This is a genomic window from Microbulbifer sp. SE14 (assembly GCF_059834885.1).
This window is the reverse complement of record NZ_JCBAJA010000047.1, coordinates 1-24,979: the sequence shown is the minus strand read 5'-3', so window position 1 is coordinate 24,979 and position 24,979 is coordinate 1. Positions and strand designations below refer to the sequence as shown.

Annotated in this window: 19 protein-coding genes and 2 pseudogenes; 19 read left to right on the top strand and 2 right to left on the bottom strand. The window is 57.4% G+C overall.

Translation table 11 applies throughout. The annotated features are described in order from the left end of the window. The first annotated feature begins 458 nt into the window (after positions 1-458). The 13 genes and pseudogenes from AC6R19_RS21810 to AC6R19_RS21750 all read left to right on the top strand — a co-directional run bounded on the left by AC6R19_RS21810 (position 459) and on the right by AC6R19_RS21750 (position 15,510). Positions 459-1,592: an efflux RND transporter periplasmic adaptor subunit gene (locus tag AC6R19_RS21810; RefSeq protein WP_500581996.1), complete on the top strand. Its 1,134-nt coding sequence runs from the start codon at positions 459-461 to the stop codon at positions 1,590-1,592. An 18-nt stretch (positions 1,593-1,610) separates the two neighbouring features. Beyond that, positions 1,611-4,667, top strand: coding sequence for an efflux RND transporter permease subunit (locus AC6R19_RS21805; RefSeq protein ID WP_500581995.1), 3,057 nt, complete (start codon positions 1,611-1,613; stop codon positions 4,665-4,667). Positions 4,668-4,988: 321 nt separating this feature from the next. Then, positions 4,989-5,426 carry a hypothetical protein gene (locus AC6R19_RS21800; protein WP_500581994.1) on the top strand — a complete coding sequence of 146 codons (438 nt, stop codon included), beginning with the start codon at positions 4,989-4,991 and terminating at the stop codon, positions 5,424-5,426. Positions 5,427-5,458: 32 nt separating this feature from the next. Beyond that, positions 5,459-6,399, top strand: a pseudogene (locus AC6R19_RS21795) (IS5 family transposase). Positions 6,400-6,603: 204 nt separating this feature from the next. Then, positions 6,604-11,757 (top strand): hypothetical protein, encoded by a 5,154-nt coding sequence (locus AC6R19_RS21790; protein ID WP_500581993.1) that lies wholly within the window; start codon positions 6,604-6,606, stop codon positions 11,755-11,757. A gap of 12 nt (positions 11,758-11,769) precedes the next feature. Further along, a complete protein-coding gene (locus AC6R19_RS21785) occupies positions 11,770-12,672 on the top strand; it encodes an RHS repeat domain-containing protein (RefSeq protein ID WP_500581992.1) in 903 nt (300 codons plus the stop codon). Continuing rightward, complete coding sequence (locus AC6R19_RS21780) at positions 12,669-13,019, top strand: immunity protein Imm33 domain-containing protein (RefSeq protein ID WP_500581991.1); 351 nt, start codon at positions 12,669-12,671, stop codon at positions 13,017-13,019. Before AC6R19_RS21785 ends, AC6R19_RS21780 begins: the two co-directional genes overlap by 4 nt. A gap of 192 nt (positions 13,020-13,211) precedes the next feature. Beyond that, positions 13,212-13,493, top strand: a complete 282-nt coding sequence (locus AC6R19_RS21775) for an RHS repeat-associated core domain-containing protein (RefSeq protein ID WP_500581990.1) — start codon at positions 13,212-13,214, stop codon at positions 13,491-13,493. After that, positions 13,474-13,785 (top strand): hypothetical protein, encoded by a 312-nt coding sequence (locus AC6R19_RS21770; protein ID WP_500581989.1) that lies wholly within the window; start codon positions 13,474-13,476, stop codon positions 13,783-13,785. The genes AC6R19_RS21775 and AC6R19_RS21770 overlap by 20 nt, the downstream gene beginning before the upstream one ends. A 14-nt stretch (positions 13,786-13,799) precedes the next feature. After that, positions 13,800-14,333 (top strand): hypothetical protein, encoded by a 534-nt coding sequence (locus AC6R19_RS21765; protein WP_500581988.1) that lies wholly within the window; start codon positions 13,800-13,802, stop codon positions 14,331-14,333. Positions 14,334-14,542: 209 nt separating this feature from the next. After that, positions 14,543-14,629: pseudogene (locus AC6R19_RS21760) on the top strand (hypothetical protein); the annotation flags it as partial. Between the two features lie 96 nt (positions 14,630-14,725). Beyond that, positions 14,726-15,127: an HNH endonuclease gene (locus tag AC6R19_RS21755; RefSeq protein ID WP_500581987.1), complete on the top strand. Its 402-nt coding sequence runs from the start codon at positions 14,726-14,728 to the stop codon at positions 15,125-15,127. Continuing rightward, on the top strand, positions 15,127-15,510 hold the full coding sequence (locus tag AC6R19_RS21750; protein ID WP_500581986.1) for a DUF7668 domain-containing protein: 384 nt from the start codon (positions 15,127-15,129) through the stop codon (positions 15,508-15,510). The genes AC6R19_RS21755 and AC6R19_RS21750 overlap by 1 nt, the downstream gene beginning before the upstream one ends. 110 nt (positions 15,511-15,620) lie before the next feature. Here AC6R19_RS21750 and AC6R19_RS21745 read toward each other — a convergent pair whose 3' ends face one another. Next, positions 15,621-16,682, bottom strand: a complete 1,062-nt coding sequence (locus AC6R19_RS21745) for a helix-turn-helix domain-containing protein (RefSeq protein WP_500581985.1) — start codon at positions 16,680-16,682, stop codon at positions 15,621-15,623. Between the two features lie 263 nt (positions 16,683-16,945). Here AC6R19_RS21745 and AC6R19_RS21740 point away from each other — a divergent pair, with 263 nt between their 5' ends. Continuing rightward, a complete protein-coding gene (locus tag AC6R19_RS21740) occupies positions 16,946-18,166 on the top strand; it encodes a hypothetical protein (protein ID WP_500581984.1) in 1,221 nt (406 codons plus the stop codon). A 21-nt stretch (positions 18,167-18,187) separates the two neighbouring features. Further along, on the top strand, positions 18,188-19,270 hold the full coding sequence (locus AC6R19_RS21735; protein ID WP_500581983.1) for a DUF4785 family immunoglobulin-like domain-containing protein: 1,083 nt from the start codon (positions 18,188-18,190) through the stop codon (positions 19,268-19,270). Between the two features lie 191 nt (positions 19,271-19,461). Here AC6R19_RS21735 and AC6R19_RS21730 read toward each other — a convergent pair whose 3' ends face one another. Then, on the bottom strand, positions 19,462-19,932 hold the full coding sequence (locus AC6R19_RS21730; RefSeq protein ID WP_500581982.1) for a DUF4124 domain-containing protein: 471 nt from the start codon (positions 19,930-19,932) through the stop codon (positions 19,462-19,464). Between the two features lie 473 nt (positions 19,933-20,405). Between AC6R19_RS21730 and AC6R19_RS21725 the strand changes: the two genes are divergently transcribed. The 4 genes from AC6R19_RS21725 (at position 20,406) to pssA (ending at position 24,708) form a co-directional block, all read left to right on the top strand. Continuing rightward, positions 20,406-22,142 (top strand): acetolactate synthase 3 large subunit, encoded by a 1,737-nt coding sequence (locus AC6R19_RS21725; protein WP_500581981.1) that lies wholly within the window; start codon positions 20,406-20,408, stop codon positions 22,140-22,142. Positions 22,143-22,154: 12 nt separating this feature from the next. Beyond that, positions 22,155-22,646 carry an acetolactate synthase small subunit gene (ilvN, locus tag AC6R19_RS21720; protein ID WP_500581980.1) on the top strand — a complete coding sequence of 164 codons (492 nt, stop codon included), beginning with the start codon at positions 22,155-22,157 and terminating at the stop codon, positions 22,644-22,646. Between the two features lie 45 nt (positions 22,647-22,691). Further along, positions 22,692-23,717 carry a ketol-acid reductoisomerase gene (ilvC, locus tag AC6R19_RS21715; RefSeq protein ID WP_500581979.1) on the top strand — a complete coding sequence of 342 codons (1,026 nt, stop codon included), beginning with the start codon at positions 22,692-22,694 and terminating at the stop codon, positions 23,715-23,717. A 115-nt stretch (positions 23,718-23,832) separates the two neighbouring features. Beyond that, positions 23,833-24,708 (top strand): CDP-diacylglycerol--serine O-phosphatidyltransferase, encoded by an 876-nt coding sequence (pssA, locus tag AC6R19_RS21710; RefSeq protein ID WP_500581978.1) that lies wholly within the window; start codon positions 23,833-23,835, stop codon positions 24,706-24,708. Positions 24,709-24,979: the final 271 nt, after the last annotated feature.

Here is a 24,979-nt window from a genome sequence, read left to right as displayed (position 1 = left end):
CTTCTGGTTTAAGGCGCTTAGCGACCTTGTGATTCAATCTCAACCAGATTAGGGGACTGACCCCTTCCAAAGCTAGATCAATGCCTCGCCGCTTTATTACATCTCCTACAGAACCCCTTCTTTACAACACACACCAAAAATCTGCGCCAGCCCGAGTGCATTCGAGCGGCAGGGCGCGGGCGCTACCGCACATTTATTCATAAACTGAACTTTGTAGTCCGGTATCACCGGTGGATTTCGGAGTCGCAAATCGGTGGAATGGCTGAGTGTCTAGCCCGCATTTCTCACAAAGATCCGTAGCGAGGCGGTTCCAGAGTGTGGCATGGCTGGCTTTCGCGACAGTCGGAGCGCGCAGTCGTACTTGCAGTACGTCGAGCCGGTCCGACGTCTCGGCTCCGGCCGAGCGAAGGCCAGCCAGGGCGCGCTCTGGGGCCGCCGCAGTAGGAGATTTGTGAGAAATGCGGGCGAGGATTCTGAACAAACGCATGCTGCTGATGCTGCTCGGCTGCCTGCTGCTGTTCGGCGGTATCTTTGCCTTCAAGTTTTTCGGCCGCGCCATGATGAACCGGGCCTTCGATAGCATGCCGCTGCCACCGGCCACGGTGACCTCCGCCGTCGCGGAGACGCAGAGCTGGCAGGAAAATCTCACGGCGGTGGGCACCCTGCGCGCGGTCAACGGCGTCGAGGTCACCACCGAGGCCCAGGGCGTTGTCAGCGCCATTCACTTCAGGTCCGGCCAGACAGTCGACCGGGGCCAGCTCCTGGTCGAACTGGCCGCCGAACCGGAGAAGGCCCAACTGCAGGTGCTGCAGGCGGAACTGCGACTGGCGCGGCGCAATCACGAGCGCATCAAGACGCTGCGCGCCAGGGGCGTCACCACGGAGGCGGATCTGGATGAGGCGCGCAGCACCCTTGAGCAGGTGCTGGCCAACCTGGAAGTGCAGCGCGCCACCGTCGACCGGCGGCGCATTACCGCGCCCTTCAGCGGTGCGCTGGGCATCCGCCGCATCGACTTAGGGCAGAACGTGAGTCCGGGCGAGGCGGTGGTCTCCCTGCAGCAGCTGGACCCCATCTATGTGGACTTTTCCCTGCCCGAGCGGCACTTTGCCAGCGTCGCGCTCGACTTGCCGGTGACCCTGGTCACCGATGCCTTTCCCGACAAAAAATATGCCGGGCGCATCACTGCCATAGACCCAGAGGTGGACAGTACCAGCCGCAACTTCCTGGTGCAGGCGACACTGAAAAATCCCGAACGGCAATTGCGCCCGGGCATGTACGCGGATGTGGCGGTGCAAATCGATGCCCATCGGCGAGTCCTGGTGGTGCCGCGCACAGCGCTGATATTTGCGCCCTATGGCAATGCCGTATTCGTGCTGCAGAAGAGTGAAGAGGGCGACGGCACTATCGCCATTAAACGCTTCGTGAAAACCGGGGAGGAGCGCGGCGACCTGGTGGCAATACTGCAGGGACTGCGCGCGGGCGAAGTGGTGGCGAGCAGTGGCCTGCTCAAATTGCGCAACGAGGGCGCGGTGATCATCAACAATGAAAACCAGCCGCCCGCGAATGCCGACCCGCATCCGCAAAACAACTGAATTTGACGGTGCGCCCAGGTGAATTTCACCGAAATATTTATCCGCAAGCCGGTACTGGCCTCGGTGGTCAGCCTGTTCATCTTCCTGCTCGGTCTGCGCGCCGCCACCGAGTTGAACGTGCGCCAGTACCCGGAACTGGAAAATGCGGTGATCACCGTCACCACCGTCTACGTCGGTGCCGACTCGGATCTGGTGCAGGGTTTTATCACCACGCCGCTGGAGCAGGAGATAGCCACCGCCGACGGCATCGACTATATGGTGTCCACCAGCGTGCAGGGCGTCTCCACCATCCAGGCCTATGTGGATTTCGATTACGACCCCAACGAAGTGCTCACCCAGGTGGTGGCCAAGGTCAACCGGCTGCGCAGCGAACTGCCGGAAGAGTCCGAAGACTCCAGTGTGGAGATGGCGGTGGGGGAGACGACCGCGGCCATGTACCTGTCCTTCTCGTCGGAGATTCTCGACAACAACCAGATCACCGACTACCTGACCCGGGTGGTGCAGCCCAAGCTCTCCACCATCGCCGGCGTGCAGCGCGCCCGCCTGCTGGGCAACCGCACCTTCGCCATGCGCGTCTGGCTGAGGCCCGCGGAGATGGCCGCGCAGGAAGTGACCCCCGCCGATGTGAGCGACGCCCTGCGGCGCAACAATGTCCTGTCGGCAGTGGGCGCCACCAAGGGCTCACGGGTGGCCATGGAGATCAGGGCCGATACCGATATCGCCTCGCCCGAGGCGTTTCGCCGCCTGGTGGTGCGGGCCGACGGCGATCGACTGGTGCGCCTCGGCGATGTGGCGGAGGTGGAACTGGGCTCGGAATCCTACGAAACCTCGGTCTCCTTCAACGGCCGCTCCGCCACCTTCTTCGCGATAGAGGTCGCGCCCGACGCCAACTCGCTGGACGTCATCGCGGAGGTGCGGAAAAAGCTGGAGGGGGAGATCTTTCCACAGTTGCCCCAGGGTATGATCGGCGAGATCCCCTACGACAGCACCGAATATATCCAGGACTCCATCGAGGAGGTGGTGAAGACCATCGTCGAGGCGGTGCTGATCGTGATCCTGGTGATCTACCTGTTCCTCGGTTCGCTGCGCAGCGTCTTGATCCCGGCCATAGCCGTGCCCCTGTCCCTCGTCGGTGCGCTCTTCCTGATGCTGCTGATGGGATTCTCCATCAACCTGCTGACCCTGCTGGCCATGGTGCTGGCCATCGGCATAGTGGTGGACGATGCGATCATCGTGCTGGAAAACGTCCACCGGCATATCGAGGAGGGCATGGCGCCGAGGGAGGCCGCGATCGTCGGCGCGCGCGAGCTGGCCTGGCCGGTGGTGGCGATGACCACCACCCTGATCGCCGTCTACCTGCCCATCGGATTCCTCGGCGGTCTCACCGGCACCCTGTTTACCGAGTTTGCCTTCTCCCTCGCCGGTGCGGTGCTGCTGTCCGGCGTGGTGGCGCTGACCCTGTCACCGATGATGGCCTCGCGAATCCTGCTCCCCCGCGACGGCGGCGGCACCCGGCTGGAAATCTGGCTGGAGCGGCGGTTCGAACGCCTGCAGGAGGGTTACCGGCACCGGCTGCACAATGCCCTGGACGACCGCCTGGTGATACTCGTCTTCGGCACCATAGTGCTGGCCAGCTGTTATTTCCTGTTCGTGACCTCGCCCAGTGAACTGGAACCCGCAGAGGATCGCGGTTTTATCCTGACGATCTCCTCCGCCGATGCCTACGCCACCCTGGATTACGTGGAGCAGTACACGGAGCAGCTGAATACCATCGCCGAGCACCACGACGAAGTGGAGAATTTTTTCCTGCTCAATGGTGTGGGCGGCGCCGGCAATGCCACCAACAGTGCCATTGCCGGCTATGTACTGGGTCCTTGGAACCAGCGCGACAGGGACACGGCGGAGATGCAGGAGATCATCAGCGGGGAGGTGGCGCAGATCGCCGGGCTCAAGGTAGCGGTGGTGGTCCCGCCGAGCCTGCCGACCGCCGGCGGTCGCCTGCCGGTGGAGTTCGTGATCGGCGCCACCGAGCCGATGGAGAGCCTCGCCGGCGTCGCCGACGAAATCATGGCCAAGGCGCTCGCCAGTCGCAAATTCATTTTTGTCGACTCGGACCTGAAGATCGACAAGCCCAAGATCGTCGTCGAGATAGACCGCGACAAGGCCGCCGCCATGGGGGTCAGCATGGACAGCATCAGCCGCGAACTGGGTTCGATGCTGTCCGGTGCCTACACCAACCGCTTTTCCCTCGACAACCGCAGCTACAAGGTGATCCCCCAGGTGGTGCGCACCGAGCGGCTCACCGGCGATCAGCTGAAGCAGTATTACATCCGCGCGCTTAACGGCGACCTGGTGCCGATGTCCACGCTGGTCAACCTGCGCGAAACCGTGGAGCCGCAGCAGCTGAAGCGCTTCCAGCAACTGAATGCGGTAACCATTTCCGGGGTGCCGCGCCCGGGCATCACCCTGGGGGAGGCGCTCGATATCCTGGAGTCGGCCGCCGCGGAAATACTGCCGCAGGGCTATTCGGTGGATTACGCCGGGCAGTCGCGCCAGTACAAGTCCGAGGGTTCGGAACTGGTGGCGACCTTTTTCTTCGCCCTTGTCGTCATCTACCTGGTGCTCGCCGCCCAGTTCGAATCCTGGCGCGATCCGCTGATCATGCTGGTCACTGTGCCGATGAGCGTCTGCGGGGCCATGATCTTTGTCAGCCTCGGCTTTACCACGCTGAATATCTATACCCAGGTGGGGCTGGTGACTTTGATAGGGGTGATCTCCAAGCACGGCATCTTGGTCGTTGAGTTCGCCAACAAGCTGCAGGAACAGGGGTTGTCCAAGCGCGAGGCGATCGAACAGGCGGCCAGCATCCGCCTGCGCCCGATCCTGATGACCACGGCCTCGCTGGTACTGGCGATGGTACCCCTGCTGATCGCCGCCGGCCCCGGCGGCGGCGCGCGCTTCGCGATGGGCCTGGTGGTGGCCACCGGCATGACCATCGGCACATTGTTTACCCTGTTTGTGGTGCCGGCGATGTATCTGTACTTGGGGAGGGATTACAGTGCGAAAAAGTCATAGCAAGCATAGGAGCTTGCTTGCAATCGATGGTCGCCCTCTCCCCTCTCTCTCACTGGGCAAGTCAGCAGAACTGCATTAATGGCAGATAATGCACGTTAGGCGGCGGTGTAATGGCGTGTAATTGAATATTCTCGGTTTCCGTAGATACTACCGGGTCGGAAGCAAAGAATACCCCTCTCCCGGGACACGCTGTGAATACGTCCCTGTACGCTCGTAATCGGCATCCCTGCCTCATACGGTCCCGGGAGAGGGGTATTCTTCCCTTCCGCCTTATTAGTAATGCCGCTTCTGAGTCAGCCCCTTCCGTGAAAGGCGAGAAAAATGAAATCAAATTCCTTGTGCGTGTTTCTCTTTCTACTACTTCTTCCCGCTGCCCGAGCAGCTGCTGCGCCGATAGACAATGAAGGGCAAGTTTATCCGAGTGACGCTGTGCTCCAGAGAATCAAGGTGGCAGAGGGTGTTACCGAGGAAACCACTGAGCTTCTGGGAGAGAGGCTTGATTTGGCTACCGGAACTCTTTCATTTAATCAAACTGATCTTACATTGCCGGGCCCTGCCGGCTTGGATATTGTTATTTCTCGATCGTGGCGAGGAACCAGTAAAAGAATATATTCCTCTTCAATGGGCGATTGGACCCTGGAAATTCCGTGTATTCAAACCTATGCAGTAAGCGAAGGTAGATTTTCCGGCTCATGGGGTGAAAATTCTGCTTGTAGCGGATTTATGGAACCTCTGAATAAGTCAGAGACAAGCCGGTAGAAGAGTCTGACTCCAGAAGAATACGGTCAAACATGCATCAAGTCACCTTTGCCGAAGCCGAGTACCGCAACAAGCGCCGCAAAACGCGCCGAGAAAAATTCTTGGAGCAGATGGAGTCGCTGGCTCCCTGGCAGCGCCTGGAGGCGCGCATCGAGCCTTTTTATCCCAAGAGCGGCCGTGGACGTCAGCCATACCCACTGATGACCATGTTGCGTATTCACAGCATGCAGCTGTTCTACAACCTCAGTGATCCGGCCATGGAAGACGCGCTCTATGAGATAGAGTCCATGCGGAACTTTGCCGGCTTGACCCTGAGTGATCTCATCCCAGATGAGACTACGATCCTCAACTTCCGCCACCTGCTGGAAAAACACCAACTGGGCCGTCAACTGTTTGAAGAGATCAATGGCTACCTCAAGGAGAAGGGAATGCTGTTGTGGGAAGGCACTATCGTGGATGCGACGATCATTTCCGCTCCCAGCTCCACCAAGAACAAAGAGAAGGCCCGCGACCCCGAAATGCACCAAGCCAAGAAAGGCAATCAGTGGTACTTCAGCATGAAGATGCATATTGGCACCGATGACGTGCTCGGGCTAATCCATAGCGTGGATACAACCGCTGCCAATGCCCATGACAGCTACGGGACGGGTTCTACACGGTGAGGAGTCCTGTGTTTGGGGAGATGCGGGGGTATACCGGTGCAGAGAACCGCGAAGAGTTGCAGGACAGTGGAATGGCAGATAGCTATGAAGCCCAGCAAGCTGAGGAACCTTCCGTGGAAGGAGGCTGCTCGAAAGGTGGAAAAAATCAAAGCGCAGATCCGGGCAAAGGTGGAGCATCCATTCCGCTACTAAAGCGCATCTTTGGCAACAGCAAGGTACGTTACCTGGGCTTGGCAAAGAATACGGAGCGCTTGTGCCTGCTGGCGGGCTTCACCAACTTACTTATCGAGAGAAAATATCTGCCCGCCTAGGGGAGGGTGTGCCTGAATTCCGCGGATAGCGGGTTTCAGGCATAGAAAACGTGGAGGAAGTGCGCGAAATGAGCTGATATTTGCGCAAAAAATAGACAGTTCTAAAGAGCACTGACTCGCTGGCGAAAAAACGGCGAGTTAATCAGAGGTTCCTTAAATGCGGTTGGCTCAGGTGATTGTTACGTTTTTCTTGGGGGGAGTGTAGTGAATAAGTTAAATGTTGCTTCGGTGTCTGTATTATACTTTTTATTGGCTCTTAAAGCTTTTGCTTTTGATGCTGGGACTACTCTGACAATTGATGCCTTTCCCGATCACATTGAACGTCAGCAAGTAGAAGAACGGCTTGTTCCCCATTCTGACAGTCTGCTGGGCGATTTGGTTGATATAAATACCGGCACAGTGGAATTTGTTCATGCAGACGTGGAAATTCCCGGAAATTCTTCATTGGAAGTTGCTTTGAGGCGGACAAGAACAGGTGGATTCATGTTTCCTCATAAGGATGCTGCGAGTCGAGAAGCTTTCTCAGCCTCGTCTATCCCGTTGAAGAATACTTCACAGGCTTTTGGGGATTGGGAGCTTGATGTGCCCAATGTTTCTCAGTTGGTCCCGTTTGGTCTTGATAATGAGCTTCAAGTTGTAGGAATCGATACATCTTCCATCGATTTCTGTTCGGTGCAATATTTTACTAGAGCTATCCATATTGCTTATGGTACTCCCGAAGTCCGTGGATTTGTCGAGCACGAAGAGCTCTCGAATGGAGTTATGTTGACCGCGCAACGCGGGCATAAGCGGCGACTCCTAGATGTTCCCAAAGGACTGGATTGGCCATCTGGGGCAGTAAAGGTGACAACGGATTATTGGTATGCGCGGTGTATTTCTAATTCGACAGGGATTAACGGGTTAGAGATTCTCTCGCCAAATGGTGATAGATATATATTTGATCAGGTGCAATTTAGGCATGCGGTTGCAGTACCGACTACTGCTTTAGATGGCCGCACTAACACTCCGATATATACGGCAATACCTCGAATAGAGGTTAGATTGCAAGCTTCTGAAGTAAGAGATAAACATGGAAATTGGGTTCGTTACTCTTATGACTCCGCAGGGTGGGTAAAGAGAATTTTTTCAAATGACGGTCGGGAAATTAAGGTTAACTATGATGGCGGATTAGTGCAGTCGGTGGAGGCGAATGGCCGTACTTGGCACTATCGATATGCAACTACGCAGGCTAACGACTCGTATTTGACTTCCGTGGAGTTACCAGATTCTCGCAAGTGGCAGTTTGATTTGGCAGAGGCTCGACCGCTAGAGGCTTTGCGGGAACAGGATTGCGAGGCTCCAGATCAGCAGTGGCAGTTAGTTCATCCTGATGGGATTACCGGTACGTTTTTGTTCTCCGAGACACGTCATGCTAAGGGGTTATCTGGGGACTCTAAATCTCCATTCTGTGATAGAAGAAACCCGCCAGTTTATGTTGGCTTTTACGATGTAATGTCGATTAAAAGAAAAACATTGGTAGGTCCAAACTATCCTTCAAGAACATGGAGTTTTAATTACTCTGGATTCCCCTCCGGTGCATCAAGAGCTACAAAGTGGGGAGAGGTCGTCAACCCCACAGGCGAAAGAATTCGTACAACATTTCATAATGCTGATGACATTAACCTCGAGGGATTGACTAAGAGTGTGGAAACTTTTTCATCGGCGGGTAATTTAGAGGAAAGAGTTGATTACGAGTATGTTGTAGAAAACGAAGTCGGCCATAGTTTGATGGACGATAGTCCGCCAAAGCTCCACCGACCACGGCATCAAAGTAGAGTTGTCGTTAGCCGAGGGTCTGATACATACAGCACTGATATGATCTACAACACGGCACAGGCGTCGTCCCAATATTCTTACGGCCGCCCAACTCAGATTGAACGTGCTAGTAGTGTTAATTCGGGTAGTCGCCGGACTAATTTTACTTATCACAACATGACGGGGCTTTGGTTGTTGGGTCTTCCGTTAACAGAAACTCTTAATGACCAGCTGCAAAATAGCTATGTTTACGACTCCAAAGGGCGAATGACCTCTCATGCCAGATACGGAAGTGTACTTACTCGGGTTGGGTATAACGGCGATGGAACAGTGGATTGGGTCGAAGATAAAGATGGACACCGTTGGCGCGCGTTTGATTGGAAGCGTGGGGTGGCTCAGACTGTTGAGCGCCCTGACGGCGCAAAGCTCAGTCAGCTTGTGGATGGCAATGGCTGGGTCACTCGTATTACTGACTTTGAGAATGTAACGAAGAATTACGGCTATGATACGTTGGGGCGCCTGGAGTTAATTGATAACCCCTCTGGCTGGAACGATATCTTATTTAGTTTTGTTCCAGCGACTTCTACTGAGCGGACGTCATTAGGGCTTGGGAGTGGTACTTACAAGCGCACAATGATCCAGGGTAATTTTTTGCGTACCCGCTATTTCGACGGATTTCTGCGCCCAGTGCTCGAGAGTAAGAAAGATACGGGCAGTGGCACAACTTACTATCTTAATCGGGAATTCGACGCATACGGCAATGTGACGTTCGAATCCTATTGGTCCACCTCGCCAACTGAGAGTCAAGGCTTGCGCAAAGCCTACGATGGCCTGCGGCGCTTGGTGTCGACGGTAAGAACCGCCGATTCCGCAGAAACCAAAATCGAATACCTCAGTGGTAACCGGGTAAAGACCACGGACCCACGTGGGCATGCGACGACTATCAGCTACAAAGCCTATGGCCAGCCCGATCAATCTATGCCTGTGAGTATTGCGGCGCCTGAGGGCGTGACGACAACACTCAGCTACAACCTGTTCGGTAATTTGGAGTCAGTTAGTCAGGGTGGCTTTACCGAGAAACGCTACTACGATTCGCATCAAAATCTTTGTCGCGTCGTGCGGCCGGAATTTGGTGATACGGTTTTCTCACACACGCCGGCGGGAGAGTTAACCTGGGAGGCGCGTGGCTTAAGCCTATCCGGTACCGGTTGCCAACTTACAGCGGTGCCCGAGGCGCAGAAGATCCATTACAAATACGATAACCTTGGGCGTCTGCGGCAGACGCTATATCCGGATAACACTCCGGACCTAACGTTTAACTACACCAAGAATGGTCAGTTGGAGTTCTTGGATACCGGAAACGGTGCTAACTGGACGTACGGCTACAATACGCTTGGCTTGCTCGATGCGGAAATGCTTGAGGTAGATAGCCAGATATTTACCGTTGGCTACGGGTACAACGCCAACGGCGTACTAGAAGATGTGCAATACCCATCGAACAGGTTAGTAAGTTTCAACCCCGATGCATTTGGGCGCCCGAGGCAAGCTGGCAGCTATGCGAGCAACGCTAACTACCACCCCAATGGTATGCTGTGGAAGTTTACTTATGGCAACGGCCTAGCTCACACCACTGAGCTCAATAGCATCAAACTGCCGTGGCAGAGAAATGACGTGAATGGTGGCAATACCATTTACTCTCAGAGCGCCCACTACGATAAATCACTCAATATTACCAGCCTGCTAGACGGCATTGATAGCCATTACGACCTAGGTATGACCTACGATGGGCTAGATCGTCTTGATAAGGTGTCTGGACCCTGGGGTGCAGGTGATATTGACTACGATCTGCTTGGCAATATCGAGCGGATGACCCTCGGAACTTTCCTGCTTGATTACGCTTACGATGGGAATAATCGCCTCGATACTGTGACGGGATCAAAGAGTTACAGTTTTGGTTATGACAATCGAGGGAATGTCACTGCCAATGGCAGCCGGGCATATACCTATAATCTTGCCAATCAGATGACGGCTTCTGGCAACAATAGCTACCAGTACGACGGGCACGGCAAGCGCGTAAAATCCACCACGGCCACTGGCACTGTCTATTCCTACTACAACCGGGATGGTCGATTGCTGTACAAGTACGATACCAATGGTACAGCTTCAGACTTCATATATCTTGGTGAGCGTCTGGTCGCCAAAGACACAACAGGCCCTGGCGCTTTCGCTCCGTCAAGCTCACCTGTACTAACTGTTCCTAGCCAAGCGGGTCTGAATGAGGTGATCACTGCCTCTTGGACCGCCGTCACGGATGCGGCGTTTTATCTCTTGCAAAGGCAACGGGCGAGCGGACATTGGGAGTCAGTCTACAACCAGGATGAGACATCAGTCGACGTTGTAAACGCAGAATATGGCAACAACAACTATCGCGTTGCGGCTTGTAATGCTGCGGGTTGTGGCCAGTTTTCTTCCTTAGCGGTATCAATTGCTCCGCCGAGAACCCCGAGCTCGATTACGGTTCCGAGCAGTACCGATACCGATGGCAGCTTTACCATCAGCTGGAGCAGTGCTTCCACTGCCACCTCTTATGTGCTGCAAGAGCAAAAAAACAGCGGAAGCTGGGCTCAAGTTGCGAGCCAATCTGGCACCACCAAAGCGCTGAGTGGGCGCGGTAACGGTAGCTATAAGTATCGGGTGCAGGCCTGCAACAGTTCCGGTTGTTCCCGCTGGAAAACCTCGGGTAGTTTCGGCGTGCTTCATCCGCCAGGTGTTCCGGGTTCCATTTCGGTACCGACTAGTACCGATACCAATGGTGCCTATACGGTAAGTTGGCCCAGTGTCTCCACTGCAACGTCGTATACACTGCGCGAGCAAAAAAATGGTGGTAGCTATACCACCGTTGCGAGCCAGTCGGGTACCAGTAAGGTGCTGAGTGGGCGCGGTAATGGCACCTACAAGTATGCGGTGCGCGCGTGTAATGCTTCTGGTTGTAGCGGCTACCGCTACTCCACCACCTTCGATGTACTGCTGCCGCCTTCAGCGCCCTCCTTATCTGCACCATCTAGCGATGGTGATGGTGCCTATACAGTGAGTTGGGGTTCGTCCTCGACGGCGACCAGCTATAACCTGCAGCAGAAAGTTGGCAGCGGGAGCTGGGTAAATGCCTATTCGGGCAGTAGTCGTAGCAAGTCGTACTCCGGTAAGTCCGAAGGCAACTACTACTATCGGGTCCGGGCCTGCAATGCCAGCGGCTGTGGTTACTGGTCGGGCACAAAGACTGTCATCGTGGATTATCCGGTCATTACTTATTTTGACGTGACGCCATCTGTTCTCACCAATCCAAGCGTCGTCACAGTCACTTGGAAATCGAGCAATGCCTCCTACTGTCAATTACGCAAGAATGGCGTTTTAGTCGATGGTAATCGAGAGGCAAACGGACAATGGATTATATCTTTCAGTTCGAACGGAATTGTCGAAGTGAAATGTATTAACGGACCTAGATCGCACTCTCGGACTCAGGGGATAACAGTCCAAAATACCGGCGGCGATTGGGAATTTCTGTAAGGAAGGCGAACCGTGAAGAAGAAAAAGGCGAAGTCCATGTTGAAACAGTCTGTATTCATTTTGCTAGCCTTCCTCGCCTCGGTAGTACGAGCGGAGGTGACCTACTACCACACGAATGTTGTCGGCTCCCCGGCGGTGATCACTGATAAAAATGGTGCGGTGGTCAGCCGCAGTCACTACAAGCCATTTGGCGATAGCGTCGAGGGCGTTCAGCAGGATGTGGGTTATACCGGCCACCAGCATGACGCAGAACTGGGCCTGACCTATATGCAGGCGCGGTATTATGATCCAGTGATTGGGCGGTTTTACTCGAATGATCCGGTGGGGTTCGCTGAGAGTAACCTGCATTCGTTCAATCGCTATGCTTATGCGAATAACAATCCCTATAGATATGTAGATCTAAGTGGAGAGACGCCATCTCCGTTTTCCCTAATGCTTGCGGATCAAAGAACAAGGGAAATAGCGGGGACCAATCCGGAGTTTCATGCTAAAGCAACAGCTTATCAGGCTGCTGGTGTCGCTATTGTCGGTATAGGCGTGCTCGCTGTTTCTTCGCCTATTGGGGCTGCAGCAGTAACAATAGGTGTAGAGACGGGCCTTGTTGATCTGCCTGTTTCTCCAGGAAGTGCGCCGAAGATAACAGTTCCTTATAAACGTCCCTCCGGTGCTACAACAACAGCTCAGCGTGAATCGGTACAGGGTCAACCGTGTGTTGATTGTGGTGCTGTAACACAGAAACAGGTGGCGGACCACAAAACCCCGTTGGTTAAAGAGTATTACGAGACGGGCACTATTGACAGAATGCAGATGCGGAGTCTTGATGCGGTTCAACCTCAGTGTCCTACGTGCTCGGCTCGACAAGGGGCGGAGATGAGTCGCTATTCTCGTGAGAAGAAAGAGGAGTTAGGCCTTTGAGTTCAGATATTGAAATAGAGCAGAAGGTGCTCTGTAAAAAATATGGGGTTTATCATTGTCCATCGCCCAATGATAAAAAGGTGGGTATAGCCTTGAACGTTCGTGATGGTACTCTGCCCATTAATGGCTTGAGGCACCCGCCTGAAGGAGATACAACAGGTTGGTATATATGGGCAGGGGAAGAGCTATCTGGCGAACCAGATTTCTTTAAACCGCTGCATGTTGAACATCTTTCTGAATGGTGTCCTGAAATAAAAAAGTATCTTGGCCTTCCTCCTGGATGGCGCTTTTTAATTGCGGGTGACTATGAAGATGTCTGGTATGATGAGTCGCTACTAAAAATATAATTTAGATGGGCTGGGAATCGGGCCCTAAGGCAGCTTGCCGGCGGTCGCTCAGGACACTGCCGCGCCCTGAACTGTGCGGCGGCTAAGCGAAAAAGTGCGTCGGGGCCTGTAACTTGCTAAAGTGGTCCGATGTTGGGGGTTGTAGCCCTGAAAGCCGCGTGGATACTGGGCTGTAGCGGGATATAGCTAGGATTGGGCGTAGGCGGACGGTTTTACTCGAATGACCCGATAGGCTATCGGGACCTGCACAGCTTCAATCGGTATGCCTACGCATACAACAATCCGTATAAGTACAATGATCCCGATGGCCAAGCCCCGGCACTAGTCCCAATAGTCCTATTTATAGCAAAGGAGGCTGGTGGTGAGGTTTTTGAGCAAACAACTGGTTTGCCAGCGCCTACCGTAAAGGGATTAGGAAAAGCTGCGGGAAAGCAGGTTTTGAGGTCTACAAAAATTGAGGGGCGGCACATTTAATAAGGCAAAGCAACAGCGCATTTCAGAGGCTGGTGGAAAATGCGAATATTGCCAAAAAAATGATGCAACCCAAGGAGATCATGCAAAAACCCTCAATTCTTATAAGAAGGATGTTAATGAGGGGAGAATGACTATTGATCAAGCAAAATCGGAAGCTAACCATAAAGACAACATCGTTGCTTCCTGTAAACAGTGTAATCAGGTGGATAAACACTCTAAAGATCTTGGGAAAGGTGCTGGAGAATACGATCCGCCAAATCCAGTTAATCGAATCAAAGATATGCTAGAGTAAACGTTTTTAGCGCTATGAAAATGGAAAATAGAAATAGGCTGCACGCCAGGATTATCAGTGAAATTCTCGATAATCCGTATGGAGCTTCTGAGTGTGAGCGGTATAGGTTTGAGGACGAGTTAGGCAACTGTTATCGTCAAGGTGTTCTCGATCTTGGAGATGAATTGTCCGTTGTTTTTAGCTTGCCGAGTGTATCAGAAAATATTTATATGACGGCCACAGATGGCGACGTTGATTTTATTAGGAGGGTTATAGCAAATGTTGAAGAAGCTGGAAAAGAGTTTCAAGTTCGGCTTGGAAATGTTCTTCCTATTAGTTCTCCAGAACTTTCACATTTAGATATCTACGGTGTAATTTTTCTGCCGGTTTGCGTATCAAATGTTTTGAACTATCTGCCTGACTCTGTTGAATTTGACGAAGTTTGCTATAATTTTTTGTTGGTTACTTTTCTTACGAATAAAGAATATCAAATATGGAAGTCATATGGGCACGATGCACTTATGGAATATTTTGAACAAATAGAGAAAGATTTATTGAGTATAAGATAAAACGAAGCGTTCACGGGACTAAAAGGCTGAACAGGATTAGACCTTGAAGCGACTGCGCCCCGAGCTGTGCGGCGGCTAAGCGAAAAAGTGCGTCGGGGCCTGTAACTTGCTAAAGTTGTCCGGCGTTGGGGCCTGCGGCCCTGAAGGCCGCGCGGGCACTGGGCTGTAGCGGGATGTAGTTAAGATCGGGCGTAGGCGGTCGGTTTTACTCGAATGATCCGGTCGGGTTCACGTCGAGCAATGTACAGTCGTTTAATCGCTACGCCTATGCGAATAACAACCCCTATGCTTTTGTGGACCCCGATGGGGAGTCGCCTAAGAGAAGGGATGGCTCTGGAGGGGCAGCAGCCGGTGGGGCAATACTGTGTGCTGTTACAGGCTGTTCAACGTCTATGGCAAGATCCATTGCTGCCACAGCGGCAATGGATGGCGAGTATGCGCTCGGTGGGTCTGCAGCTCTAAACGGCGGGCTCAGTGGTGAAGACTACGTTAAAGTTGTTGGGAATACTAAGAAGAAGGTTACAAAAGGAGCCCTGCCAAAGCCTCCGAGTGGACCTGGTACTGTTCCTAAGTCGGAACGAGATCCGAAACGATTGTTTACACCATCAGAACGCGAAGCAAAACGTGCAGAGCAAGGTCATCAATGTGCGAACGGGTGTGGAACTCAGATCGATGAATCAAACTCCGCGGGCCATCATGTCAAACGCCATGCAGACGGTGGGCCGACAGTCAAAGAAAACCATGCTGAGGTTTGCAAAGACTGCCACAAAGGACTTCATTCCGGGGGGAACTAATGACTGATATTGTAGAGGTTTTAAAAGATGAAAGTAACCAAACGCCAATACCATCAGCGTGGAGAAGTACCTTAACTGAAATAGTAGAAGCGTTTAAAGACGGGGATTTTGAGCTTGTACGAGGGATAGAAGGAGTTCTCCCGGTTTCTTCGGAAGATGCGTCCAGAATAGCAGGAAATATACAAAGCTATGGTGATCGATTGACCAGTTTGCCAGAAGAAGCATGGCAGACATCAGTATGTCAGTGGATGCGGAGTTATTGGGATGTTTTGGTAGATCTGTTTACGATTGAAGAAGGCGCCAGCGATTTAGTATTAGCTGTACGTGTTTACGAGGAGACGCCGTCATATATCTTCGAGATTCAATCGGTACATGTACCATGATGGTAAAAGGCTGACAAGGTCAGGCCTTCCGATTTGCACACAGCAAAACGACCAAAGCCCGGCAGAGCCATCTGCCGGGGATTTGTCGTTAGGGGGAGGGGAAAATCGCCTTAGGCTTCACCCACCTTAACCTCCGCATTGCTGCGCCGGTACTCACTGGGACTCACCCCCTCGCGCCGCTTGAAAAACTTGGCGAATACAGAGCGCTCGGCGTAGTGCAATCGGGTGGCGATGCTCTCCACCGAGTCGCTGGTGGAGAGGAGCAGCTGCTTGGTCAGCGCCAGGGTGGCGCCGTCCTTGATCTGCTGGAAGGTCACGCCCTGTTCGCGCAGCCGCCGCTGCAGTGTGCGCCCGCTGATGCCGAAATGGGCAGCGGCGCGGGAGATGGTGACTTCCTCATGCAGCAGGCGTCGCTCGAGCCAGTGGCGCAGGCTGGCGGCCAGGTTGCAGTTGGATAGGGTGCCGTGTAGCACCGCCTTCAGGGTGTTGCGGCTCTGGCTGCGCAGCAGCCGGTGGTAGCGGGGAATGGGGGCGTCCAGGGTTTGCGGCCCGAGGACCAGTGCGTCGCCGGCGCAGGCGAAGTGCACCGGGCACTGGAAAACCCGCCGGTAAATGGCGCTGTCGTCCGGCGCCGGCCGGCGCAGCTGCACGCTGCGGATCTCGGTGCGCGCCGGGGTCAGGGTGCGCAGCAGTTCCACGCAGCGGGTCATCAGCATCTCCGCGATAAAGGCGTTGACCGGGGCGCTGAACAGCTGGCGCTGCCAGTCGAAGCCGAGCGCCTCGCCGCCGGCTTCCGGGCGGGTCTGCAGGTGCAGCAGGGGGGCGAGTGTCTGCGACAGCATCAGCTCCGCCGGGCGCAGCAGTTCCCGCGGCCGGCCCAGCAGCGGCTGCGCCTCGATAATGGTCTCCTCGACCCGCTCGATCATCGGGAAGCGGCTGAAGCTGAGTCCCGGCGAGGGAATGGGTGACAGCGCTAGCAGGGCCTCTATCAGGGCATTGAATTCCCCGTAGTCGAGACGCTCGCCTTCCCCAGGGCACCAGCTGAACTCGAACGGCAGTCGCCGAATCAGCGCATCGCTGGGAGCGCCGAGCCGCGCGGCGGCCTCGACGAAATAGGGGGCGAAAATTTTGGGGATGCCGGCTGCGCCGGTCGATTTATTATCGTGCCGCATGACTCTCCTGCCATCCGGGTGGCGGAATAATCACCATAGCAAAGGCTCCGCGGCGGCGGAAGCGGTTTCGCCCGATTCGACTGCGGGGTCAGTCGCGCTGTCGCCCCGGCGCCCCCTCTGGCGCCATTGCTCCTAGGAGGGGCACTTGTGTCGCGTCTAAGGTATTGCGCAACGTCGCGGCTGCTGGATTGCGGCGGATAACAATAATGATTCGAGAGTCTCGAATTTGAGTCCGAGTACATAAAGATAAAAAGGACACAGCGATGACACTGTACAGACGCCCGGTTGCCCGCCTTTTCCTGCTGCTGGCCGGCTTCCTTTTCACTGCTTCCGCCGCGGCGGAAAACTGCTATATCCTGGTGCACGGCCACGGGGTCGAGGGACATATCAAACAGCGGCTCGACAGCGAGGGCCGGCTGCGCCAGCCGGCGCTGGACTACTGGAGCGAGGCCTATTTCGAGGAGTACCAGGGGGGCGACTTTATCGCCCAGCTGCGCGGCGACGGCGGTCACTACGGCATAGTCGGCTACAACTCCACCGACGAGGCCGAGCTGCCCTATTGGCACGACGGCACCGCCGGCGAAATCGCCCGCCAGATACTCGCCATCCGCAGCGGCGCCGGCGACGGCTACCAGCACGCCGACCAGTGCGGCACCGGCGACACCTTCTGGATAGTGGCCCACAGCCAGGGGGCGACCCAGATGGTCTATATCGCCGGCAACGCGGTACCGGGATCCCCCTACTACAACCGCGCCTACACCCAGATGGACAGCAACACCGAGACCCGCACCCGCGAGGAGTGCACCTCCTCCTGGTGGGGCGGGGAGACCTGCGAGACGGTGACCGAGACAGTCAATGTGGCCGGCCTGGATGAGGGCAATGCGGTCGATGTGGATTTCGACGGCGCCATCAGCGGCGTCGCCGCCATACTCACCACCGGCGGCGCCATCACCGGCACCGAGGGTGCCGACCGCATCTGCAACGGCAACTGGTTCGACAGCGCGATCAACGACGCCTTCCTCGGCAAGACCTGCGCCGGCGTGCGCTACCTGCAGACCAACGACGTCTACGCGGTGCGCAACTATGTCGGCACCAACCTGGCCGCGCCGCTGTACACCATCGGCGGCTACGCGGCCTTCCCGGGTATGGAGGGCGCCTCCTCGGCGATGCTGAATGGCGAGGACGACGGCTATATCAACCTGGCCTCGCAGATGAACTGCGCCGGTTCCGCCAAGCGCAACCTCTACTCCGACCTGCACGAGTACGAGACCTTCTGGGGGGTGGCCTACGGCAGCCCCATCTTCACCTGCGACAACGACCACAAGGGCACGGCGCGCTCCTACAACCTGGCCAGCCTGCACACGGACCACGACGCCCAGCGCAACGGCGGCCTGCTGGCGCCGGACTACAGCGGTATTCCCGACGGCCTCGGCTGCGGCGCGGGCAGGAACTCCGCCGGGCGCATCGCCGCCTGCACCCAGTGACGATTGCGGTGAGGTGTGCGGATGTCTGGAGGTGAGCGGCGCCGCAATTGGCGCCCGGCACTGCTGCTGGGCGGTGCACTGCTGGTTGCCGCCGGCGGCTGGCAGCTGAGAGCAGGGGGCAGCGAAGGCGCGGCGATGGCCACTCCTGTCGACGCCCCAGCGGCCGAGCCGGAAGCCACAATTTCCCCGGGCAGTGCTTCTCCCACGGAAACCGCTGCCGGGCCGGCGGAGACCCCGCGGGTGTGGCGGCAGCTGCAGGCGCTGCCGGTGAAGACGGAACTGCATCAATCGCTGCTGTCGGACCTGGCCAGGCACCACCGCTATCCGCCGGAAAACCGCGCCATCGAGAATCCCGCCCAGGACCCGATCAGCCAGACCCACGGCGCCGACCGGCGCACCAGCCGGGGCGAGGACGGCGCCGTACTGACACTGTGGACCGGGCGGAAGTTCTATCTGCGTGGCGACGAGGTGCGCGTCCACGCCTACCTGACGCGGCCGGATCGGGGGCGGGTGGCGGCGGACTTCAGGGCGCTGCTGGTCCACGATGACCGGCGTATCGTCGCCGAGCTGGCGCTGGAGGACGGCGACGGCGACCATATCTACGAGGTGGCGCTGGAGGCCGGAACCCACGGCGGCGAGACGCTGCCGGCAGGTATCTACAAGGTGGTGGTGGACACTGATATCGACGGGCTGCGCGACGCCGTGGCCTTTACCCTGTCGGAGGACGTGGGCCGCTACACCGGTGCGCTGCGGGACTCGCTCACCGTCGGCGGCAACCTGCTGGTCGAGGCCCAGGTGGAGGTGGCGCGGGCTTCGCGTTACTACTTTCGCGCCTCTCTGTACAACGATCCCGACTCCCCGATCGGCAGCACCCAGTACGCCGCCGAACTGGCGCCGGGGCGCCACTGGGTGCCGCTGGAGTTCCATGGCCTGATGATTCGCGACCGGGGCCAGGACGGCCCCTACCTGGTGAAGCAGCTGAGCCTGGCGCGGGTGGCGGTACCCATGGCCCGCGGCGGTGTCTTCGAGGCGGATTACTACACGCAGAGCTACCGGCTGGAGCAGTTTGCCGATGCGCCCTACCTAGAGTTGAGTGGGGAATAAACCCGCACAGGTAGCTACTCACCCACGAGTCTTGAAAAGAATATCGAAACCTGATGCGAAGGCCCTGCTACCGGGGGCCGTCCGGGAAATGTTTGCCGATGAGGCTTTTTCCCGGACGGCCCCCGGTAGCAGGGCCGCCCAGCCTCGGCTTAGTGCGCGGGGGTGAGGTAGTCGCCCGCACAGTTTGAATATCAGCAGTTGTCCTGGATCTGCTGCTGCATACGCTGGATGCGCTGCTGGCGCTCTTCTTCCGGCAGTACCCGCACCTTGCCGTCGGGGCCCACCTCGCGCACGCGGGAGTGGGTGGTCAGCTCCTGCAGGTCGGTCTGGGCCATCCGGCAGCGCTGGGCGCGCACGGCCTGCTGTGCCTTGGTGAGGGCCTCATCCTGCTGCGGCTTCTGCTCGGCTTCCGGCTTGGCCGCCACGGCCTTTTCGGTGGAGGTGGGCTCCTCGGCGGCCTGTTCGGCCTTCAGTGCCGCCTGCTCCGACTGCCACTGCTTGTAGCGCTCGGACTTGGGCTTCTTCACCACCTCGACATTTTCTTTCTGCGGCGGCTGGGAGCCGAAATGCACCACGCCGTTCTCGTCCACCCACTTGTAGATGCCGTCGGCCCGGGCGGCCAGTGCCAGAGTCGAAATCATGATCGCGACAGCGATGCGCATGGGTTGTCCCCCAATCACTAATAATGAATCTAATTCTGTAATCGTCCGCCGCATTGTACTTGTCTGCGCGCGCTTGCCTACAACCGCCTTAACACTTTGCGAATCTCGCGGGGATTCTCTATTGACAGGCCGGGTTCAGTTTGCAGAATCAATCGCTCGGCGACTGGAGTTCCCCGCACACCCGCGGCCCCGGCTCCAGCCCGGCGGGCCAAACGCCCGCCCCATCCTGTCGAAAGAGCCCTCCCCACCCTGGAGGCCTGCGAGCCTGTTGTGGTCCGGTTTACACTGGCGCCGGCTCGTGCGCCCGGTTTGCACCGATAGAGCTATCCTAAAAATCGGCATGCAGCTGCGCCAAAGGCTGATATTTGTCATAAAATTCCTTTACAATTGCCGCCTGGCTTCTCGCCAATTGGCAGTTTTTTCGTTCTTGAGTGATGAATATCCTACGAAACAGGAAATTTGAGGGGGCTTCAGTGGAATTACTCTCCGGCGGCGATATGTTGGTTCGCGCGCTGCAGGATGAAGGGGTGGACCTGATCTTCGGCTACCCCGGCGGTTCGGCGTTGCATATCTACGACGCCATCTTCCGCCAGAAGGGCATCAAGCACATTCTGGTGCGCCACGAGCAGGGCGCCACCCACGCGGCGGACGGCTATGCCCGCGCCACCGGCAAGGTGGGCGTGGTGCTGGTGACGTCCGGCCCGGGCGCCACCAATGCGATCACCGGCATCGCCACCGCCTATATGGATTCGATCCCGATGGTGGTGATCTCCGGCCAGGTGCCCAGCGACAAGATCGGCGAGGACGCCTTCCAGGAAACCGATATGGTCGGTTGCTCCCGCCCGATCGTGAAGCACAGCTTCCTGGTCAAGAACGCCGAGGAAATCCCCGAGGTGGTCAAGAAGGCCTTCTATATCGCCAGCACCGGCCGCCCCGGCCCGGTGGTGATCGACGTGCCCAAGGATGTCACCAACCCGGCGGACCGCTTCCCCTACCGCTACCCGGAAAAACTGCGCATGCGCTCCTACACCCCGGCGGGCAAGGGCCACAGCGGCCAGATCCGCAAGGCGGTGGCGCTGCTGCTGTCCGCCAAGCGCCCGGTGATCTACGCCGGCGGCGGTGTGGTACAGGGAGAGGGCGCCGAACTGCTGACCGAGATTGCACGGCGGCTGAACTACCCGGTGACCAACACCCTGATGGGCCTCGGCGCCTTCCCGGGCAGCGACAAGCGCTTCCTCGGCATGCTGGGCATGCACGGAACCTTCGAAGCCAACACCGCCATGCACCACGCGGATGTGATCCTGGCGGTGGGGGCGCGCTTCGACGACCGCGTCACCAACACGCCGAGCAAGTTCTGCCCGGGAGCCAAGATCATCCATATCGATGTGGATCCGGCATCCATCTCCAAGACCATCGTCGCCGATATCCCGATCGTGGGCACCGTGCAGTCGGTGCTGGGCGATATGCTGGAAATGCTCAAGTCCTCCGAGGACCAGCCGGACCAGTCGGCCATCGTCGACTGGTGGCGGCAGATCGACGACTGGCGCGAGCGCCACGGCATCTACACGGCGCCGCGCTATCGCACCGACGGCGCCCTGATCATGCCGCAGGAGGTGATCCGCGCCGTCTACGACATTACCGAAGGCGACGCCTTCGTGACCTCGGACGTGGGCCAGCACCAGATGTTCGCCGCCCAGTACTACCTGTTCGACAAGCCGCGCCGCTGGATCAATTCCGGCGGCCTCGGAACCATGGGCTTTGGCCTGCCGGCGGCGCTGGGGGTGAAGATTGCGCACCCGGAAAAGGAGGTGGTCTGCGTGACCGGCGAGGGCAGCATCCAGATGTGTATCCAGGAATTGTCCACCGCGACCCAGTATCACCTGCCGGTAAAAATCCTGTGCCTGAACAACCAGGCCCTGGGGATGGTGAAGCAGTGGCAGGAGATGCAGTACGAGGGGCGCCTGTCCAACAGCGTCTACGAGGAGTCCCTGCCGGATTTCGTCAAGCTCGCCGAGGCCTACGGCCACCTGGGAGTGAAAATCGAGCGGCGCGAGGAGCTGCACGACAAGCTGCACGAGGCCTTTGCCATCAAGGACCGCACCGTGTTTATCGATGTCTATGTGGATCCGTCCGAGCATGTGTATCCGATGCAGGTAATGCCGAACGGCTCCATGCGGGATATGTGGTTGAGCAAGACGGAGCGGACCTAGGGAAGTAATACGATGCGCAGAATCATTTCAGTGTTGATGGAAAACGAACCGGGGGCCCTGTCCCGTGTAGTGGGGCTCTTCTCCCAGCGCGGCTATAACATCGAGAGCCTGACGGTGGCGCCGACCGAGGACTCCACCCTGTCGCGCCTGACCCTGGTCACCATCGGCGACGACCACAAGATTGAGCAGGTCACCAAGAACCTGAACAAGCTGATCGACGTGGTCAAACTGGTGGACCTTACCGAGGGCTCCCATATCGAGCGCGAACTCCTATTGGTGAAGGTCCGTGCCAGCGGTGCGCAGCGCGATGAAATCAAGCGCAGCGTGGATATTTTTCGCGGCCAGATAGTGGACGTCACCAGCAATATGTACACGGTGCAGGTGGCGGGTACCGGCGAAAAACTGGATGCTTTTTTACAGGCCCTGGGCGAGCACACGATTATGGAAGTGGTGCGCTCCGGGGTGTCGGGCATCGCCCGCGGTGAAAAAGTTTTGAGTGTTTAAATTGGTTGATTTGTTATTGAATCGGTAAGAAATAGGAAGTGAACAATGCAAGTTTTCTACGATAAAGATTGCGACCTGTCTTTGATCCAGGGCAAAACCGTGGCCATCGTCGGCTACGGCTCCCAGGGCCACGCCCACGCCAACAACCTGAAGGACTCCGGCGTGAAGAATGTGGTCGTCGGCCTGCGCAAGGGCTCCGGCTCCTGGGCCAAGGCGGAAAAGGCCGGCCTGCGCGTGGCGGAAGTCGCGGATGCGGTAAGAGATGCCGACGTGGTGATGATCCTGACTCCCGACGAGCACCAGGCCGCCATCTACCGCGAGCAGGTGGCGCCCAACCTGAAGTCCGGCGCGGCCCTGGCCTTCGCCCACGGCTTCAACGTGCATTTCGAGCTGATCGAGCCGCCCAAGGACGTGGACGTGATCATGATCGCGCCCAAGGGTCCGGGCCACACGGTGCGCTCCACCTACCTCGAGGGTGGCGGCGTGCCGACCCTGATCGCCGTCTACCAGAACGCCTCCGGCACCGCCAAGGAGCTGGCGCTGTCCTACGCCTCCGCCAATGGAGGTGGCCGCTCGGGCATTATCGAAACCAACTTCCGCGAGGAAACCGAGACCGACCTGTTCGGCGAGCAGGCGGTACTCTGTGGCGGCGTATCCGCGCTGGTTCAGGCCGGTTTCGAGACCCTGGTGGAAGCGGGCTATGCGCCGGAGATGGCCTACTTCGAGTGCCTGCACGAACTGAAGCTGATCGTCGACCTGATGTACCAGGGTGGCATCGCCGATATGCGCTATTCTATTTCCAATACCGCCGAGTACGGCGACTATGTTACCGGCCCGCGCATTGTCACCGAGGAGACCAAGGCGGAGATGCAGCGGGTGCTGAAAGACATTCAGACCGGCAAGTTCGCCAAGGACTTTATGCTGGAATCCCTGGCCGGCCAGCCGCGCCTGAAGGCAGAGCGCCGGATTTCCGGTGAGCACCAGATCGAAGAGGTCGGCGCCAGGCTGCGCGCCATGATGCCCTGGATCAAGGCCAACAAGATCATCGACAAGACCGAGGGCAACAGCTGACCGATCTGCGATGATCCAAAAATCGGCGGGGGAAACCCCGCTTTTTTTTGCCCTGTGCGCGCCTCTGCCAATCGCTGTACACTCGCCGGCTGCACAATGCACCAACGGAGAAAATATGAGCGACAAAGGGGAAGACAAGAAATCCGCGGCCGAGGCCGATGAGGCGAAAGCCCCAACTGAAGAGCTGGGACTGCCCGTCGACGAGCATATCGAAGAAGAGGTTTCCGCCAGCGGTAAAAAGGTGCGCGCCCGCGGCGTCTACCTGCTGCCGAACCTGATCACCACCGGCGCCCTGTTCAGCGGCTTCTACGCGATCATCGCCGGCCTGAATGGCAATTTCGAGGCGGCCGCCATCGCCATCTTCGTCGCCATGATCCTGGATGGGCTGGATGGCCGTGTCGCGCGCCTGACGGATACCCAGAGCGCCTTCGGCGTCCAGTACGATTCCCTGTCGGACATGGTGTCCTTCGGCCTGGCGCCGGCGCTGGTGGTGTTCAGCTGGGCGCTGGGCCACCTGGGCAAGTTCGGCTGGGCGGCGGCCTTCCTCTATGCGGCCTGCGCCGCGCTGCGCCTGGCGCGCTTCAATACCCAGGTGGATACCGTCGACAAGGGAGTATTCATCGGTCTCGCCAGCCCGACCGCGGCCGCCATTGTGGCCAGTATGGTCTGGGCCGGTCACGATACGGATGTGGGGCCGGCGCTGGCGGTGGTCGCAGCGGCAGTGACCGTGACCGCCGGCCTGTTGATGGTGTCCAATTTCCGCTACACCAGCTTCAAGAAGGTCGACTTCAAGGGGCGGGTGCCCTTCGTGATGATGCTGGCGGTCATTCTGGTCTTCAGCCTTGTGACCATAGACCCGCCGAAGGTTCTGCTGACACTGGCGGTAGTCTATACCGCCTCTGGGCCGGCCCTGTGGTTCTGGCGACACTTCCGCCCCCTGCGGGCGGCCGGGAAAGAAAAGGCGGACAAGGCCGGCGGCGAGCGGGAGTGACCCGTTGGCCATTTGGTAATGGGCCCGCGCGACACTAATATTGAATAGCGGGAGCGCGGGCTTGGAGTTCACGGTCGGCAGCAGGCGATTGAGTGCCTCATGATTCCTCGGAGGAGGGAAATCTGCCACAGGCCCAAAAAAGGGCTTGCAGCGTGCCGGGGCAACCCGTATAGTTCGCGCCCTCGTCGTTGAGCAAGCGGCGGGGTGGCAGCTCCAAGTGATTGATTTTCTTAAGAAAATTTCTTCAAAAAAGAGCTTGCCAAGGTCGAGG

Excerpts from the sequence above, each read along its gene's own strand:
- AC6R19_RS21810 (WP_500581996.1), top strand. The coding sequence starts at position 459 with ATGCGGGCGAGGATTCTGAACAAACGCATGCTGCTGATGCTGCTCGGC.
- AC6R19_RS21800 (WP_500581994.1), top strand. The coding sequence starts at position 4,989 with ATGAAATCAAATTCCTTGTGCGTGTTTCTCTTTCTACTACTTCTTCCC.
- AC6R19_RS21765 (WP_500581988.1), top strand. The coding sequence starts at position 13,800 with ATGAAAATGGAAAATAGAAATAGGCTGCACGCCAGGATTATCAGTGAA.
- AC6R19_RS21755 (WP_500581987.1), top strand. The coding sequence starts at position 14,726 with ATGGCAAGATCCATTGCTGCCACAGCGGCAATGGATGGCGAGTATGCG.
- AC6R19_RS21750 (WP_500581986.1), top strand. The coding sequence starts at position 15,127 with ATGACTGATATTGTAGAGGTTTTAAAAGATGAAAGTAACCAAACGCCA.
- AC6R19_RS21745 (WP_500581985.1), bottom strand. The coding sequence starts at position 16,682 with ATGCGGCACGATAATAAATCGACCGGCGCAGCCGGCATCCCCAAAATT.
- AC6R19_RS21740 (WP_500581984.1), top strand. The coding sequence starts at position 16,946 with ATGACACTGTACAGACGCCCGGTTGCCCGCCTTTTCCTGCTGCTGGCC.
- AC6R19_RS21735 (WP_500581983.1), top strand. The coding sequence starts at position 18,188 with ATGTCTGGAGGTGAGCGGCGCCGCAATTGGCGCCCGGCACTGCTGCTG.
- AC6R19_RS21730 (WP_500581982.1), bottom strand. The coding sequence starts at position 19,932 with ATGCGCATCGCTGTCGCGATCATGATTTCGACTCTGGCACTGGCCGCC.
- ilvN (WP_500581980.1), top strand. The coding sequence starts at position 22,155 with ATGCGCAGAATCATTTCAGTGTTGATGGAAAACGAACCGGGGGCCCTG.
- ilvC (WP_500581979.1), top strand. The coding sequence starts at position 22,692 with ATGCAAGTTTTCTACGATAAAGATTGCGACCTGTCTTTGATCCAGGGC.
- pssA (WP_500581978.1), top strand. The coding sequence starts at position 23,833 with ATGAGCGACAAAGGGGAAGACAAGAAATCCGCGGCCGAGGCCGATGAG.